At 61.6% G+C, this 14,554-nt stretch carries 15 protein-coding genes and 1 pseudogene; 5 read left to right on the top strand and 11 right to left on the bottom strand.

The window, feature by feature from the left end:
• Positions 1–410 precede the first annotated feature (410 nt).
• Together ACPPVR_RS20255 and ACPPVR_RS20250 are read left to right on the top strand one after the other, a co-directional pair.
• Positions 411–1,004: a histidine phosphatase family protein gene (locus ACPPVR_RS20255; RefSeq protein WP_426615896.1), complete on the top strand. Its 594-nt coding sequence runs from the start codon at positions 411–413 to the stop codon at positions 1,002–1,004.
• Positions 1,005–1,249: 245 nt separating this feature from the next.
• The gene (locus tag ACPPVR_RS20250) at positions 1,250–1,795 is read left to right on the top strand and encodes a hypothetical protein (protein WP_426615895.1); all 546 of its coding nucleotides are present in this window, start codon (positions 1,250–1,252) and stop codon (positions 1,793–1,795) included.
• A 76-nt stretch (positions 1,796–1,871) separates the two neighbouring features.
• Here ACPPVR_RS20250 and ACPPVR_RS20245 read toward each other — a convergent pair.
• A pseudogene (locus tag ACPPVR_RS20245) lies at positions 1,872–1,973 on the bottom strand (IS110 family transposase); the annotation flags it as partial.
• A gap of 143 nt (positions 1,974–2,116) precedes the next feature.
• Positions 2,117–2,689: a hypothetical protein gene (locus ACPPVR_RS20240; protein WP_426615894.1), complete on the bottom strand. Its 573-nt coding sequence runs from the start codon at positions 2,687–2,689 to the stop codon at positions 2,117–2,119.
• Between the two features lie 110 nt (positions 2,690–2,799).
• Here ACPPVR_RS20240 and ACPPVR_RS20235 point away from each other — a divergent pair, with 110 nt between their 5' ends.
• On the top strand, positions 2,800–3,744 hold the full coding sequence (locus tag ACPPVR_RS20235) for a LysR family transcriptional regulator (protein WP_426615893.1): 945 nt from the start codon (positions 2,800–2,802) through the stop codon (positions 3,742–3,744).
• Between the two features lie 471 nt (positions 3,745–4,215).
• Complete coding sequence (locus tag ACPPVR_RS20230) at positions 4,216–5,607, top strand: hypothetical protein (protein ID WP_426615892.1); 1,392 nt, start codon at positions 4,216–4,218, stop codon at positions 5,605–5,607.
• Between the two features lie 186 nt (positions 5,608–5,793).
• Here the strand turns inward: ACPPVR_RS20230 and ACPPVR_RS20225 are convergent, their stop codons facing one another.
• The 3 genes from ACPPVR_RS20225 to ACPPVR_RS20215 all read right to left on the bottom strand — a co-directional run bounded on the left by ACPPVR_RS20225 (position 5,794) and on the right by ACPPVR_RS20215 (position 8,227).
• Entirely contained in the window at positions 5,794–6,192 is a 399-nt protein-coding gene (locus ACPPVR_RS20225; RefSeq protein ID WP_426615891.1) for a hypothetical protein, read from the bottom strand.
• Between the two features lie 282 nt (positions 6,193–6,474).
• Positions 6,475–7,167 carry an L-2-amino-thiazoline-4-carboxylic acid hydrolase gene (locus ACPPVR_RS20220; RefSeq protein WP_426615890.1) on the bottom strand — a complete coding sequence of 231 codons (693 nt, stop codon included), beginning with the start codon at positions 7,165–7,167 and terminating at the stop codon, positions 6,475–6,477.
• A 1-nt stretch (position 7,168) separates the two neighbouring features.
• Complete coding sequence (locus tag ACPPVR_RS20215; RefSeq protein ID WP_426615889.1) at positions 7,169–8,227, bottom strand: VOC family protein; 1,059 nt, start codon at positions 8,225–8,227, stop codon at positions 7,169–7,171.
• Here ACPPVR_RS20215 and ACPPVR_RS20210 point away from each other — a divergent pair.
• On the top strand, positions 8,168–8,794 hold the full coding sequence (locus ACPPVR_RS20210; RefSeq protein WP_426615888.1) for a LysR family transcriptional regulator: 627 nt from the start codon (positions 8,168–8,170) through the stop codon (positions 8,792–8,794). The two genes, ACPPVR_RS20215 and ACPPVR_RS20210, sit on opposite strands and share 60 nt — an antisense overlap.
• A gap of 109 nt (positions 8,795–8,903) precedes the next feature.
• Here ACPPVR_RS20210 and ACPPVR_RS20205 read toward each other — a convergent pair whose 3' ends face one another.
• The 6 genes from ACPPVR_RS20205 to ACPPVR_RS20180 form a co-directional block, all read right to left on the bottom strand.
• Positions 8,904–9,179, bottom strand: a complete 276-nt coding sequence (locus tag ACPPVR_RS20205; RefSeq protein ID WP_354096081.1) for a hypothetical protein — start codon at positions 9,177–9,179, stop codon at positions 8,904–8,906.
• Between the two features lie 1,178 nt (positions 9,180–10,357).
• Positions 10,358–10,576 carry a hypothetical protein gene (locus tag ACPPVR_RS20200; protein ID WP_247349293.1) on the bottom strand — a complete coding sequence of 73 codons (219 nt, stop codon included), beginning with the start codon at positions 10,574–10,576 and terminating at the stop codon, positions 10,358–10,360.
• Positions 10,577–10,782: 206 nt separating this feature from the next.
• Positions 10,783–11,835, bottom strand: a complete 1,053-nt coding sequence (locus tag ACPPVR_RS20195) for an ABC transporter ATP-binding protein (RefSeq protein WP_426615887.1) — start codon at positions 11,833–11,835, stop codon at positions 10,783–10,785.
• The gene (locus ACPPVR_RS20190) at positions 11,828–12,808 is read right to left on the bottom strand and encodes an ABC transporter ATP-binding protein (RefSeq protein ID WP_426615886.1); all 981 of its coding nucleotides are present in this window, start codon (positions 12,806–12,808) and stop codon (positions 11,828–11,830) included. The genes ACPPVR_RS20195 and ACPPVR_RS20190 overlap by 8 nt, the downstream gene beginning before the upstream one ends.
• Positions 12,805–13,626, bottom strand: a complete 822-nt coding sequence (locus ACPPVR_RS20185) for an ABC transporter permease (protein WP_426615885.1) — start codon at positions 13,624–13,626, stop codon at positions 12,805–12,807. Before ACPPVR_RS20185 ends, ACPPVR_RS20190 begins: the two co-directional genes overlap by 4 nt.
• Positions 13,623–14,546 carry an ABC transporter permease gene (locus tag ACPPVR_RS20180; RefSeq protein WP_426615884.1) on the bottom strand — a complete coding sequence of 308 codons (924 nt, stop codon included), beginning with the start codon at positions 14,544–14,546 and terminating at the stop codon, positions 13,623–13,625. The genes ACPPVR_RS20185 and ACPPVR_RS20180 overlap by 4 nt, the downstream gene beginning before the upstream one ends.
• Positions 14,547–14,554: the final 8 nt, after the last annotated feature.

The raw sequence follows: 14,554 nt of genomic DNA, 5'->3' as shown, positions 1-14,554 counted from the left end.
CCGTCATCTCCGCGCAACGGCGAAGCCATTGTCGCTGAAGGCGCGAAGCATGCGATGCGAACGCATCGCATGCGGAGCCTCGAACGATGAACGGCCGGGATGCAGCCGGGCCGTCACCCTTCGAGGGCCGCTGAAGAAGCCGCCGCCTCCGGCGACAACCGCTTCGCGGTTGCGCAGGGGTGACGATGGCGAAGTGGAGTTAGGCCGTGAAACCATAAATCTGCCGGGCTGATGCCGCGCCAGAGTCCGCTTGCCCCGATAGCCGACGTGTTGCTGCATAGCAGCGGAACGACGCCATGGGCCAACAGGCGACATTCCCAACCTCGATAGCGCCCCGGAACTGAACGAATGCCAATCACCAAATCATGGTATCGTTTAGGCCCTTTGTTGAATCCAAGCGTCTCTGACCCATGCTTACAACTTTGAAGGGCCGTATAGCCACGCTCCTCCTCTGTTTGGCATTTTTGCTGGCGATGTTAGCCGGACGGGCCTTTGCCGACGAGGAGCAGGTTTGGGCGGCATTAAAGCAGGGCGGCAAGGTTGTCCTGCTCCGCCATACTCATGTCGATATGAGAGAAGGGATAGGACACCTTGCGCCGGAAAACTGTAAGGAGGAAGTAAACCTTTCGCCCCGCGGCGTAGAGCAGGCTAAGCGGATCGGAGAAGCCTTCCGCGCTCACGGCGTTGCGGTCGGAGAAGTCCTAACCAGCCCCTATTGCCGTTGCATTGACACCGGCGAGCTTGCTTTCGGTCACGCGACGCCTGTTCAATATTTGATGCCTCCAGGCGTCTTATCGGACAGTCAGGCCAAACTGAATCGAGAGCGGGTCTTGCTAGACATTCGGAATCATCGCTCTTCGGCGAATTTGGTGATGATTACTCACGAGCTCAACATCTCCGACATTGTTCTTGAGCCATCAATTGCCATGGGTGATTTTTTCGTGCTTGAGCCCGATGGTACGGATTTCGACGTCATCGGCAAAGTCCGCATCGCCGGCCGATAACTCACGCCCATCAATATCCGGCCCATGACCGTTGTGGGTCACGAGCCGTAATACTCAAGCTCAGAAAATCACGTCGGCTCTTCCTTCAGAAGGAGACACGGGGGAAACCTGCGAAATTGTCGTGATGGGCCATGAACTGACATGGTGTCGCATTGTAAGTATGATCATAAACCTACGGCCTATGCGTCATAGTATAGTCCGTGAGACGGCCACTTTGGCGGTAACTTTCAAAGATGGGTGGAAAGATGGGTGCTCATGCCAGTGCTATCCAAACCTACATTCGAGCAAAGGACGAAAATCGCCCGCATCTCATGCCCGGTGCCTTCGCTCTGGACGCCAGTTTGAAAATGAAAGTTGAAACTGAAACTATCTCCTTCCCACCAGCGTCAAAAGGCATTGCAGCAATTACGCAAGTCCTAGTTAGAGATTTTGTACGAGCATACGAGAATATCTACACCTTCTGCTTGGATAACTCTCCCTCGGACGATGAGGCTGACTTCCGGTGTCGCTGGTTGGTCGGCATGTCCGACAGAGAGACCAAGTCGATCAGAGTGGGCTGCGGTTATTACGACTGGCAGTTTGGGAGCAGTGAGTTGGTCCAAAATCTGACGATAACAATCAAAACGATGCTTATCCTATCGTCGAGCCATCATCGACAAGTGATGAACTGGTTGTCGCATTTGCCTTACCCGTGGTGTCCTGAGGAAGCCGCAGCAGCGGGGATGCCATCCATTTCGGACCTAAGCGAAATCCGTCAATTCCTGATGCATATCAGCAAGGAGCCAAGCTAGACTTACCATTGCTTGAGAGACCAATGTCCGCTTCGGGTCAATCGCGTCGTTTTTACAGTCGACCAGCTATTTCCGGTCTAACCTGCCGGCGCAGGACCAGTTGGCTGGCCGCATCAACGCCGTGCACTTGAAAGACCGACTTCGCGATATCCAGTCCAATCGTCGAAATTGACTGCATAGCTAGCTGCTCCGAATCGTGGGAGCCTCAAACGGCGCCCACTCCTTGGCACTCTCGTGCCGGTGGAGGAGCCGTCCACAGCATCACAAGCGGAAGTCGAGCAGCGCATTGTGAGCGGGGCTACTTCTTCAAGCCCGCCGCGGTCAGCCGGCGGCCTCGCGCAGACTTGCTTCGTAACGCGCACTCGCCCGTTCGAAGTTGCGGCGCGCTTCTTCGCGGTCGGAGCGGCCCTCCTTAAGCGTCAACGAATCCCATTTGCTCCGTTCTGTGGCAAAGAAATCGCCGCCGTAGATGTGGATTGCGCCGCTCAGCCGATCGATCGGGTTGATCACCGAATGGATGATGTCGGTACCGAGCGGCACGGTATCGCGCGCGCACAAGGCCCTGGCGCCGGCAGCCTCGATCCTGTTCGGCTCGCCCCGAATGCGCCGCCAGAAGACGTTGTCCTCACGGCCCGCATAAACGCCGATCACGGCCCACATGTGATGATCGTGAGGCGGCACGATATAGCCGGGGGGCCATACCACGTTGAGGATAGTCAGCGTCTCGGAATGGAAGAGCGCGCGGCTTTCGGGACGCTTCGGCTCGCCGAGTCCCTTGAATACCGCGGCCGGTTCGGACATCGCGCGGGCAACCACCTCGTGAATGGCCTTGTGAGACGGGTCCGCCGCGAACGCCGCGCGGCAGTCGGCAACGAAACGCTCGGTGTCAAACATCGCGATCTCCCTTTGGACAAATCTCGGCTTGGCGGCGTAAGGATGTCGCGGCTTGCCCCATGTGTCCAATGCATTTATTATCTGTCTATTCATGCAATTGGAGCATTGAAATGGACCTTCGACAGCTGCGCACCTTCGTCGTCGTTGCCGAAGCAGGCGGCTTTGCCGCCGCGCAACAACAGCTGCGCCTGAGCCAGCCGGCGGCTTCTCGCCAGATCCAGGCGCTTGAGGGCGAGCTTGGGATTCCGTTGTTCGATCGCGTCGGCCGCGGGATCAAACTGACATCCGAAGGCGAGGATCTGCTGCGGCGCGGCCGCCGTCTCCTGCAGGACGCCGAATCGTTCGGCGAGCGTGCGCGCGCGCTGAGAACCGGCAAGGCCGGCACGCTGCGGGTCGGCTGCAGCACCCAACATATGGAAACGGTGCTGGCCAATTTCCTCCCCGCGTTCCGGCGCAAGCACCCCTCGGTGGTCATTGAGTTGATCGAGGATGGTGGCGCCCGCGTTCCGGATCGCCTGCAGCGCGGCGACGTTCATCTCGCGATCATTCCAGCCGCCGACGACGGCTATCACCGCCGGTTGCTGGCTCCGGTCCATATGCTTGCAGCGGTTTCGCCGCGGCATGCCTTCGCAAGCAGGCGGAAGCTGGAGATTGCCGAACTCGCCGAGGAGTCATTGCTGCTGCTACGGCGGGACTACGCATCCCGCGGTTGGTTCGATGCCGCCTGCAACGTCGCACACATCAGGCCACGCGTGATCCTCGAAAGCGCAGCGCCTCACACACTGCTCGCGCTGGCAAAAAGCGGGAACGATGTCGCCATCGTGCCGTCGAATGTCCTGATCCCGTCCGCCGGGGTCCGCGCCTTTCCGCTGGTCCACAGGGGCGCTTCGATCGGGCGATGGACTGCCGTGGCCTGGGATCCGCAGCGCTTTCTGGCCCCGTACGCCAAATCCTTTATCGACGAACTCGTCGCCTATTGCGGCCAGCACTATCCGGGACGCGAGTTTGCCAGGCGCGTCTCACCCCTGCCGAGGCCGGAAGAAACAAAGGCGTAATCGCCTTGCGGGGATTGCTGCGAATTGGCCTACTTCCCGAAACCGGCCGCGATCAGGGCGCGGTTGGTAACGCTGCTTAGATGTGCCTCTCAGGTCCGCTTCGGGGCCAATCTCAGACCCATGCACAGCAGCAATTGCGCGTCCTATTCGATCATCTCGTCGGCACTCGCAAGCAATGACTGCGGGATTATCAGCCCGATCGCCTTGGTGGTTTTCAGATTGACGGCCAACTCGTACCTGGCTTGGCGCCTGCACCGGAAGATCGGCTAGCCGAAAAATCGTGCATCGCAAAAAACATCAGTAGAACTGACCAAACTTTCAACCGGCGGCACCGCTCGAATTCTCCTTCGGACTTCTCTTCCCATATGCTCGCCCAGAGCGTGCATCGTTGCACGCATATCGTCATTGGTAGTACTGTCGACTCGGCTTGGGGCGCGCAATGGCAACTAAACTCACTATGGGAGGGTTGGCATGTCCAGAAATTTACGGGCCTATCTTTATGCCTCTGCAGCAGCCGGGCTATGGTTGACTGCGTCTACGAGTTCGTTCGCCGCGCCATGCACCGGACCGGGAGCGCCGACCACCACACAGACGAAATGTCTGACGGCGATCCAGATCCCAGGAATCCCGCTGCAGTCGTTCGACATCAGCTGGGTCAATCCGAAGCGCGCCGAAATGTATTTCGCGGATCGCTCCAATGGCGGGGTCGAGGTCATCGATACCCGGAGCCTGAAGTGGAAGCGGCTGCTCCCCGGCTTCAAAGGGGCTGTCCACAATCCCAACGGCACCGTCAACAACAACATTTCGGGACCGGACGGCGTCGTGAGCCACGGCCGCTGGCTCTACGCCGGCGACGGCGACAGCACCCTCAAGGTGTTTGATCTCGATGGGGCTTCAACCTTTGTGGCCAGCATTCCGACCGGCGGAACCACGCGGGTGGACGAAATGGCCCTGACATCGAACGGCAAGCTGCTGGTCGCGGCCAATAACGCGGAGGATCCACCCTTCGCAACGCTGTTTGTGGCAAACGGGAACGCCGCCAAGAACAGCGTCAGCGTAATCGCCCGGATCATTGTTGATCAGACGATCATCCCCCAGGGCGCCGGGTTGTCGCTCGAGCAGCCAGCCTGGGACCCGGAGACGAAGCGCTTCTTCAACTCGATACCGATCATCGCCAACAACCCGTCCGGATGCAATTACGGGCAGCTTTCTGGACCGATCACCTGCCATGGTGGCGTCCTCGTGATCGATCCGAAAACCGTGACGGGGCCAACCACGCAACTCGGTGCATTCAATCCGGCAACCAACACCGGCGTCATCGCGCTCAATGGCTGTTCGCCGAACGGCTCCTCGGTTGGTCCGGACTCCAAAATCCTCCTCGGCTGCACGCCGCAGAACAATCCGAACGACGTGATCCAACTGGTGATCAACGCGGTCAGCAAGAAGCAGACCGCAATCGCCGACATCACCGGGTCCGACGAGGTCTGGTTCAACTGGGGCGACGATCGCTACTACACGGGGTCAAGCCGGAACTGCAAGGTGTTCCCGCCCCCCGGCGGCAACTGCGCCGCCGCGAGCCAGCAGGCGGCCGTGCTCGGCGTGATCGATGCCAAATCCAACAAGCTGATCGAAACCATCCCGCAAAGCTCCAACTCGCATTCGGTGGCGGCCGATTCCAAGCGCAACCTGATCTTCGTTCCGCAGGTTGCACCGGCTTCGGTCGTCATCGGCGGCGACACGACCACTGTTGGACAAGGCCTTTGCGGCCAGGCCACCAACGGATGCGTCGCGGTCTTCCGGCATAAGGTCGAGGGCAAGGATGACGACGACGACCACGACCACGACGACGATGCGCAAGACTGAGAACCTGACGCGACTGGACGATTCAGCCTATCGCAACCAGGGAACTCAGCGTCTCTGACATTTGTCAAATGCATCACGACGGGAGGCCGGGGCAAAGCCCGGCCTCTTTCGATTTTCAGAGCGCCTTGCGGCGGCCAAGATCGGCGATTGCGCCGCCGCGCTGGCGGACCGCCAATCCGCGCGCGGTCAGTCGGTGCGCCGAACGTGCTTTGCCGGATAGGTAGGCGGCGCAAACACAGTCGCCGGCACCGCTTGCGACGATGCTGCGCCCAACACGACCACCTCAAGCACATCGCCACGGGTCTCGATAATGTAGTTGTACCCATCGAGCACACGCCCCACGACGCGGCGCAGCGGGCCCTCGAACGTCGCGGTCACGTTGCCGCTTCCCGTGGCGCTGCGGTAGCGCAGCGCGAAGCGCTCACTCAGCGCCGCCAGGATCTCGGCAACGGTCGCATCGCGCGCCTCGACGCGCACGTTGCCTGCCTGTCCTTGCACGCGGACCTCGGCACGGAGGGAATTGGCAGGAAGTGCCGCGAAGATCACACTGGCGATCGCCAACGCAGCGAACTTGATGCTTCGCATCGGCCGGGGTCCCCTCATCGAAAAACCCTAGCACCGGCCGTACAGGTGTCAACGCGGGAAGGAGAGGAACCGTCAGCGCGGCGGTGGGCGCGTCCTGAAGCGATGCATGCGAATGCGCCAACTACTTCGCCAACGCCGGTTATGCTTCCGTCAAAATGTGAAACGCCCTAGCCAGCCACTTCCGTCATTGCGGGCGCAGCCAAGCAATCCAGACTGCCGCCGCGGAAAGACACTGGATTGCTTGGCTGCGCTCGCAATGACGAGGTGGAGACAGGGGCCAATCTAATCCGACGGGAGCCGCGAGAAGCGGAAATTGCAGTGGCTCGCGCCGCCGGCCAGCGTTTGCGTCCTCTCCAGGCGGATGCCTCGCGTTGCGTAGGCGTCGAAATCAAGCCCGCAGATGTTCGGCAGAATTTCCTGATCTCCATGGCGAGCCGCGAATTTGCAAAAACCGCAGGCTTTGTAGTTGATGCCGAATTCAAATTTGTCACCCAGGCCCGGCTCAACGAAATCGTAGATGAAATCTTCCGGAAACTCTTGCTGATGGCTTTTTGTAGCGCTTTTCGTCGCCTGCTCGCGCAGCAGAGTCTGGTTCTCTGAGGACATGAATTGCCGCCCCGAGGCGAGACGCTCCGCTTCTGATACGGTGAGCAATTGCGCCTTGTAGGTTTCTCGCTCGATTTCGCCGATCAATGACAGCGACACGCCGTGTCGCCGGAGCACCCGGCTGATGGCCATAAAACCCATCAGACGCATGAAGAAATCGCTCATGCGGCTTGCCGTGCCTCCGACATAGGGCATTTGGCTGAGCACGATTTCGAATTCGTCCATCACCTCCTGCCTGATCCCGTCAATGTCGGACAGGTGCGCAAGCTCGCGCAGCATCGCTTCGGCAAGGTCGAGTCGATCACGCATGGCAACCTCCATTGCACCGCGATGCGACTCGTAAAAGGGATGGCTGACGATGTGAGCCATGTCAGTTTGCCTCCTGTTCGACGAATTCGAGCGCCAGGCCACGCGCGGCGGCGGGTGGTACCAGCAGCACGGTACCGGTCATCGCGAAGCCGACGCCGTTGTGTGTCAGCATTCGCCTCGTCGCATCCAGATCAGCGACCGCCAGACGCGCCGCGCAAAAGCGCGGCGAAGCGCTGTTTGCGAGACCCGGCAGCCGGCGCGCCAACTCGGACGGGCCAAGCAAGGTGATCTGATTGCCGCGCTCACCAATCGTCAGTCTCCCGGGCGCGAGCTCGGCCGCGCCTTCCGTGAGGCTCTCGAGGAAATCGCGATGCGCCGCCGGCTCCGCCGCCGACATCACAACCTCGACCACGCGGAGGGCGCCGTTGGGATGCCGCTGATACTGCGCCTTCCAGAACAGTTCCGGCGGGTGGCGCTGCTGGCAGGTGAAGAACGCGATCCCGGGCATGGCAGGATCGGTGGCAAAGGCCAGCGAAAACGCAACGCGCGCCGTGCCTCCGTCCGGGAGCACCGCGTCACGGCCAAAATCGAACGGCGCATAATCGCCGATGCGGTCGGCCCTGAAACGCGCGGCATCGGCATGGGCGTCGGTGCTGTGCAAGACCAGCATCGACATCCCTTCGGCGGTCTCAAGAAAATCGCGGTTGTGGGCCGCGAAGCTGAAATGGCCCGGCGTGGCTGGCGACACCAACGCATTGTCGGTGACGGCCAGCAACTCCACAAAATTGTCGGCGAACTGCGCAAGGCGGTTGCTCGTTCCGAACGGGTGCACACCGGTCGGTGTGAGGTTGAAGCCCAGCGTCTGCCAATCCAGCGCGGCCTGTTCCAGATCACGGACGCAAATGACGAGATGATCGATGTGGCGGGGCATGGGGGTCTCCGGATTGCGGGCCGACCCTATCCGGCGATGACGGCGCCGATCAAAGCATTGTTGCTGCGGTTCAGCCCAAGAAAATCTATTGCAAGGCCGCGGCCTATCGGTGTCAAACTGAAAGCCGCGATGACCTACACCCTTCCACCCCTTAACGCGCTCCGCGCCTTCGAAGCCGCCGCGCGGCATCTCAGCTTCAAGCTGGCCGCGCACGAGCTGCACGTGACGCCGGCCGCCGTGGGGCAGCAGGTGAAAGCGCTGGAGGCGCGCCTCGGCGTGGAGCTGTTCGAGCGGCTGCATAAGCAGCTCATCCTCACCGCGGCCGGTCAGGCCTATCTGCCCGGGATATCCGACGGTTTTCGCCGCATTGCGAAGGCGACCTCGCAATTGAAGCCGGCAGGTGCGGTGCTGATGCAACTGGGAGTTCATGGCGGCTTCGACCTGCGCCGCCTCGATTTGGCGGCGTTTCGCAGCGCGCATGCGGAGATCGGTTTGCGGGTGCTCCACCCCGCCGGCCTGCACGAGTTGGTCGAGGGCAAGGTCGATCTGCTAATCGCCCGCGGCCTCGGCCACCATCCGGGCTATCGCTGCGACCGGATCAATGAGGGATCCGGTTTGGGTGATTGGCTGATTGCGCCCGAAGGCACGGCGGATTGTCCCGAAATCGTCGGTTTTCGCGCGTGGCTGCGTGCCCTGCCGGCTGAAAACCCGCTCGCAAACCGCCGCCCTCGTCTGGTCGGCATCAGCGGAAGTTAAGGCGGCCGTGAGACATGGCTTGAGCCCTCGCCGCTAGGACCTTTGAGACCTCAGGCAAAACACCGGCACAGGTTCATCATGGCGCTTGGTCCCGTAGAGACCACCGAGCTCACGGCAGCGGTTCGACCTTCGCCGCCATATCGGGAACGCGCGTGATCTTATACATGGCGTTGCTGCATTTGAGAACCCAAACGTCGCGATCAGGTCGAGACGCCTTGGTGTTCTTCTTTGCGCCGAGTGGCTTTTCGCAAGTGAAGCCTTGCGTGCGTATCTGGGCCGCAAGCATTCCCTGAACGGTTTCGGCCGGAATCTGCTGCGCCCGCACTTGCGGAGCAAATAGAATAAAAACGAAGGCAAGTAGTAATGATCCAGATGCTCTGTGCATGATTTCAACCCTTGAAGCAGCCGCTCCGCAAGCTCGAACATCGCACTATAGCAGAAACACCAGTGTTGTCCGCGCCGGGCCTTCCGCGCCGTAGCGCGCTAGCTGCACTCATTGCTCGACGCCGAGAGACGGCAACCTGAACTCCCAGCGTGAAATCCACCACGGGACCACCCCAGCCACCACGCAGGGCGCGAACACGAAGAAGATGGCGGTGCGGATGACAGCAGCAGTTCTTGGCAGTCTGCAATGGGCCCATCAGCGAAGTGGCGGCACGCCTCCTTGAGGTCAATAGGGCATAGCGGACTGAATTTGCTCAAGTTGAGTTTTTCGTAGTTTGACCCAGAGCGGTCATCGCCGCCGTATTCGGGCGAAGTTGATATAGATCAACCTTGATGATGTGCATACTCGATACCGCAAAATGTTGCTTGCAGTCTCTTCGGTAGGAATGAGCCGCAAGGATAGTCAGTCGTTCAATCATTGACACATAAGGAGACGCGCAAATGAGGAAGCTCGCTTCGGTAGGACTGATCGCCGCGGCCATGTTCGCTAGTCCGGCCATGGCCGCGTGGTACGACCAAAACGGCGCAGCCGTCCATCCGTCCCGCGTCGTTCACTGCATCCGGGCTCCAGACGTTGGCAGTTTTGCCGGAGGGCCGTTCAATAAGCCTCCCTGCGAACCGGCAAGCTGGCGCGGGTCGGCGTGGCGCGACAAGAACGGTGCAGTCGTTCCTACCTCCAACGTCGTTCACTGTGTCCGGGCTCCAGACGTCGGCAGTTATGCCGGAGGTCCGTTCAATAAGCCTCCCTGCGAACCGGCAACCTGGCGCTGAGGCGGGCGGCAAGATGCCGCCAACTTTCCCTGCGAAGCGAACGTTCAATGTTGGGACGGTTCGTTGACGCTCCACGCTGGTGCCAAAATCACCGAGCGTAGACAAGTAGACAAAGAGAGCAACTGGCTGCCTGCAAGTGGCCAGTTCTCGCTTTAGATCCGCGTCTACTGGGCGGGAGCAACATCCTCGATGGTCAGTGGAGACCGCCGTTTGTCAAGCGAATACAATTTAGCAGTCAACTACGGCGTCCGCGACGCGGTTCCGAGATGCGAACGGACGATATATCGAACGTCGGTTGTTGGGCCCAGCTGAGACATCGGCGCGGGGCTTCTGTCCCGCGTTTTGTGTTTAGGACCACGGCGGCTCTTCGCTCTTCCCGACCGCCTCGTGGTGGGTCGTGACACCCGCCGAACGCAAGCCGGTCAGCAATACGGTTCTCACAGAGGCCGGATCGAATCCAATATCCTTGGCGTTTGGTGGATGTGCTTCGCTGCCCTTCAATCGGAACGCCAAGTGCAATTGCTCGCAAAGGTGCTGAACGACGAGATTGACCTGATCGTCAGTCATGATCTGCCTTTCCTGCTACATTTTGCTACCGAACCATGTAGCACACATGAAAATAGGGCGGTACGCGATTGGACCGCACCAAGGATCAACCCCACGCGATGGCTCTTGGGCGGGCCCCAAAATCGTCCGCCTGTCAGGGCAGACCGGACGTGACTAGCGGGCCGCTGGAGCGACGCTTTTGACCGCGACGGACGCGCCTTCCATCCTTAGGGATGCCCGCCTGCGGTCGAGGCCAATGCCGCCTGCCCCGCAATCTCGTCAGCCCGCCAGCACCTCACCTCATGTCCATCGGCGCGCGTTTCCAGCACCGGACCGGGCTCGTGGCGACACACGGCCTCCGCATAACGGCAGCGCGGGCTGAACGCGCATCCTTTCGGCGGATCGAGCGGATTGGGCAAGTCGCCCCCTGTCGTCGCTAACGGTGCGTGGTGCAGCGGATCGGGGATGGCGGCGATCAGCGCCTGCGTATAGGGGTGCGCTGGCCGTTCAAAAATCTCGCGCCAGCCGCCGTTCTCCACGATGCGGCCGAGATACATGACGGCGACCCTGTCGCTCATGTGCTCGACGACGCCAAGGTCGTGGCTGATCATGATATAGGAGAGGCCGAGCGTCTCCTTCAATTCCAGCAGCAGATTGATGATCTGGGCGCGGATCGAGACATCGAGCGCCGAGACTGGCTCATCACAGATGACGATTTTGGGATTGAGGATCAGCGCGCGCGCAATGCCGATGCGCTGGCGCTGGCCGCCGGAGAATTCGTGCGGATAGAGGTTGGCCTGTTCAGGCCGCAGGCCGACATGCCGCAGCATCGTCGCCACGCGGTCCTCGATCTCGCTTGCGGCGGTCACGCCATGCACCCGCAGGGGATCTTCGAGCGTGCGACGCACGGTCTGGCGCGGATTGAGCGAGGCGTAGGGATCCTGAAAGACGATTTGCACCATACGGGCCAACGTCTTGCGATCGCCGGATGGCCGGCCCGTCACGACCTGTCCGTCCAGCACGATGCGGCCGCGCGTCGGCGTCAGCAGGCCAAGGATCGACAAGGCGACCGTCGACTTGCCGGAACCGGACTCGCCAACAAGGCCGAGGCATTCGCCGCGCTTCAGCGTGAGATCGACACCGTCGACGGCCCGGAGCAGCCGCCGGTCGCGGCCGAGCCACCCGCCCCCCATCGGAAAATGCACCGCGAGATCCTCGACGCTGAGAATGACATCGTCGCCCGGCCTCGCCTCACCCGACTTGTCTTGCGGCTCATGCATGGTGGTGGCACCTGACCAAACCGCCAGCCTCCAGCAAATCCGTCCCCGGCACGGTGGTCCGGCAAATATCGGTCGCTTGCGCGCAGCGCGGATTGAACCTGCAGCCATCCGGGAAATTCGTGATCGCCGGGACGACGCCGGCGATCTCCTGGAGCCTGGTCCGGCCAAGTGCTGCGCGACTGCCCAGCCGCGGCAGCGAGGCGACGAGGCCTCGCGTATAGGGATGCGAGGGTGCCCGGAAGATATCGGCCGAGCCACGCTGCTCGACAATGCGGCCGGCATACATGACGGCAACGCGGCGGCAGACATTGGCGACCAGGCCGAGATCGTGGCTGATCATCAAAATGGCCGTTCCCCGCTCGGCGCATAAATTTCGCATTAGCTCGATGATTTCCGCCTGCACGGTGACGTCGAGCGCGGTGGTCGGCTCGTCGGCAATCAGAAGATCCGGCCCGCACGCCAGAGCGATGGCGATCATCACGCGCTGGCGCATGCCGCCGGAAAGCTGGTGCGGATAATCCTTGACGCGCTGTTCGGGCGCCGGGACGCGAACGCTCGCCAGCGCCTCGACCGCGAGCTGGTCGGCCTCCCGCCAGCTCTTGCCCTGGTGCAGCACGAACATCTCGGCGATCTGCCGGCCGACGGGCGAGACCGGGTTCAGCGCCGTCATCGGCTCCTGGAAGATCATAGCGATGCGATTGCCGCGCAGCGCGCGCTGTCCGGCAGCGGAGAGGCTCTGGATCTCCCGTCCATCAAACCGGATGGCGCCGCCTCCGATCGACAACGGCTGCCGTAGCAGGCCGATCAAAGCGAGTGCCGTGATGCTCTTGCCGCAGCCGGACTCGCCGACAAGGCCGAACGTCTCGCCGCGATCGATGCGGAAGGAAACACCCTCGACGGCGGGAACCTGCCTCGATCCGTCGTCGAGATCGATACTGAGATTCTCGACTTCGATCAGCGGCGCGCCCGTCATGTCCGCCGGCTCCGCGATTGGGGATCGAGAATGTCGCGCAGGCCATCGCCGAGCAAATTGAGGCCGAGCACCGTCAGGAAGATGGCGAGGCCCGGAAAGACCGAGAGCCACGGCGCCGTCGTGATCTGGTCGCGGGCTTCCGACAGCATGCTGCCCCAGCTTGGATAAGGCGGGCGCACGCCGAGGCCGAGAAACGACAATGCGGCTTCGGACAAGACCGCGCTACCCATGCCGAGCGTGCCGATGACGATGAGAGGTCCGAGCATGTTCGGCAGCAGCTGCGTGATCATGATGCGCAGATCGCCGTAGCCGAGCACGGTTGCCGCCTGCACATAGCCCTGGCTTTTGAGCGACAGCGCCGAGGCCCGTGCGATCCGGCAGGTGAAGGACCAGTTGGTCAAGCCGAGCGCGATGAGCAAGCTGGTCAGGCCAGGTCCCAGCACCGCCATGATGGCCAGCGCGAAGATCAGCGAGGGGATCGCGAGCATGAGATTGGTCAGTCCGTTGACGACATCGTCCCACCAGCCGCCCCAATAGCCGGCGCTCAGGCCCAGTCCGACGCCGATGACGCTGTTGACGAGCTGCGAGACGATGCCGACCGTCAGCGAGATGCGCGCGCCGTAAAGCACGCGGGAATAGATGTCGCGGCCCTGCGCGTCGGTGCCGAACCACCAGGTCCAGCTCGGGGGCTCTTCGGCATTCATCAAATTGGCGTCGAGGACAGGATCGGTGTGCGCGAGCCAGGGCGCGAGCAGGCCGACGATGATCGCAAGCGCGAACAAGGCACCGCCGATGACGAGATTGGCGCGGAGCTTCATGCGTATCTGATCCTGGGATCGATCACGCCATAGAGCAGATCGATCAGCAGATTGATCGCGAGAAAGAACAGCACCACCACGAGAATAGAGCCCTGGACAGCGGGAATGTCGCGCTGGAGCACGCTGTCGACCAGCAGCGAGCCGATGCCCGGCCAGGAGAACAATTTCTCGACGACGACCGCCTGCCCCATCAATGCGCCGAATTGCAGGCCCATCGTCGTGAGGATCAGGACGAGCGCGTTGCGCATCACGTGCCATTTCACGACCCGGGTCTCGCTCATGCCCTTCGAGCGCGCGGTGCGGACGAAATCAGCGGTCATGATCTCGAGCACCGCGGCGCGGGTCGTCCGGGCCAGCAGCGCCATCGGCGAGACGCCGAGCGTCACCGCCGGCAGGATCAGGTATTTGCCGCCGCCGTCGCCATAGCCAAAACTCGGCAGCCAGCCGAGCTTCAACGCGAACAGGTACATCAACAGCAGTCCGAGCCAGAATTTGGCCAATGACAGGCCCGATACCGCCACGACCATCGCTGCGGTGTCGACGATACCGCCTGGCCGCAATGCGGCGACGAAGCCGAGCGGCACGCCGATCACGACCGCAAACGCCATGGATGCGAAGATCAGTTGCAGCGTCGGCCACGCCCGCTTGGCGATCATGGTCGTGACCGGCTCACGGGTCCGGAACGAGGTCCCGAAATCGCCGGTCGCGAGCTTGGCGATATAAGAGCCGAAGCGCATGTAGACGGGCTCGTCGAGGCCGAGCTGCTTCTTCATGCGCGCCTCGACCTGCGGGTCGCCGTCGTCGGTCATGGTCGAGACGATGCTGCCCGGCACGACGCTGAACAGCGCAAACACCAGCAGCACGACAGCAAGCACGGTCGGAATGGTTTGCAGGAGACGACGGATCAGGAAGGAGAGCATGGGCCTTT

Origin of the sequence: Bradyrhizobium sp. McL0616 (assembly GCF_049993385.1) — a bacterium.
Lineage (GTDB): Bacteria > Pseudomonadota > Alphaproteobacteria > Rhizobiales > Xanthobacteraceae > Bradyrhizobium.
Note: the sequence above shows the minus strand (reverse complement) of the source record. Positions and strands in the feature narration are given on the sequence as shown.

Coding starts and splice junctions, on each gene's coding strand:
- ACPPVR_RS20255 (WP_426615896.1), top strand. CDS start 411: ATGCTTACAACTTTGAAGGGCCGTATAGCCACGCTCCTCCTCTGTTTG.
- ACPPVR_RS20250 (WP_426615895.1), top strand. CDS start 1,250: ATGGGTGCTCATGCCAGTGCTATCCAAACCTACATTCGAGCAAAGGAC.
- ACPPVR_RS20240 (WP_426615894.1), bottom strand. CDS start 2,689: ATGTTTGACACCGAGCGTTTCGTTGCCGACTGCCGCGCGGCGTTCGCG.
- ACPPVR_RS20235 (WP_426615893.1), top strand. CDS start 2,800: ATGGACCTTCGACAGCTGCGCACCTTCGTCGTCGTTGCCGAAGCAGGC.
- ACPPVR_RS20230 (WP_426615892.1), top strand. CDS start 4,216: ATGTCCAGAAATTTACGGGCCTATCTTTATGCCTCTGCAGCAGCCGGG.
- ACPPVR_RS20225 (WP_426615891.1), bottom strand. CDS start 6,192: ATGCGAAGCATCAAGTTCGCTGCGTTGGCGATCGCCAGTGTGATCTTC.
- ACPPVR_RS20220 (WP_426615890.1), bottom strand. CDS start 7,167: ATGGCTCACATCGTCAGCCATCCCTTTTACGAGTCGCATCGCGGTGCA.
- ACPPVR_RS20210 (WP_426615888.1), top strand. CDS start 8,168: ATGACCTACACCCTTCCACCCCTTAACGCGCTCCGCGCCTTCGAAGCC.
- ACPPVR_RS20215 (WP_426615889.1), bottom strand. CDS start 8,227: ATGCCGCGCGGCGGCTTCGAAGGCGCGGAGCGCGTTAAGGGGTGGAAG.
- ACPPVR_RS20205 (WP_354096081.1), bottom strand. CDS start 9,179: ATGCACAGAGCATCTGGATCATTACTACTTGCCTTCGTTTTTATTCTA.
- ACPPVR_RS20200 (WP_247349293.1), bottom strand. CDS start 10,576: ATGACTGACGATCAGGTCAATCTCGTCGTTCAGCACCTTTGCGAGCAA.
- ACPPVR_RS20195 (WP_426615887.1), bottom strand. CDS start 11,835: ATGCATGAGCCGCAAGACAAGTCGGGTGAGGCGAGGCCGGGCGACGAT.
- ACPPVR_RS20190 (WP_426615886.1), bottom strand. CDS start 12,808: ATGACGGGCGCGCCGCTGATCGAAGTCGAGAATCTCAGTATCGATCTC.
- ACPPVR_RS20185 (WP_426615885.1), bottom strand. CDS start 13,626: ATGAAGCTCCGCGCCAATCTCGTCATCGGCGGTGCCTTGTTCGCGCTT.
- ACPPVR_RS20180 (WP_426615884.1), bottom strand. CDS start 14,546: ATGCTCTCCTTCCTGATCCGTCGTCTCCTGCAAACCATTCCGACCGTG.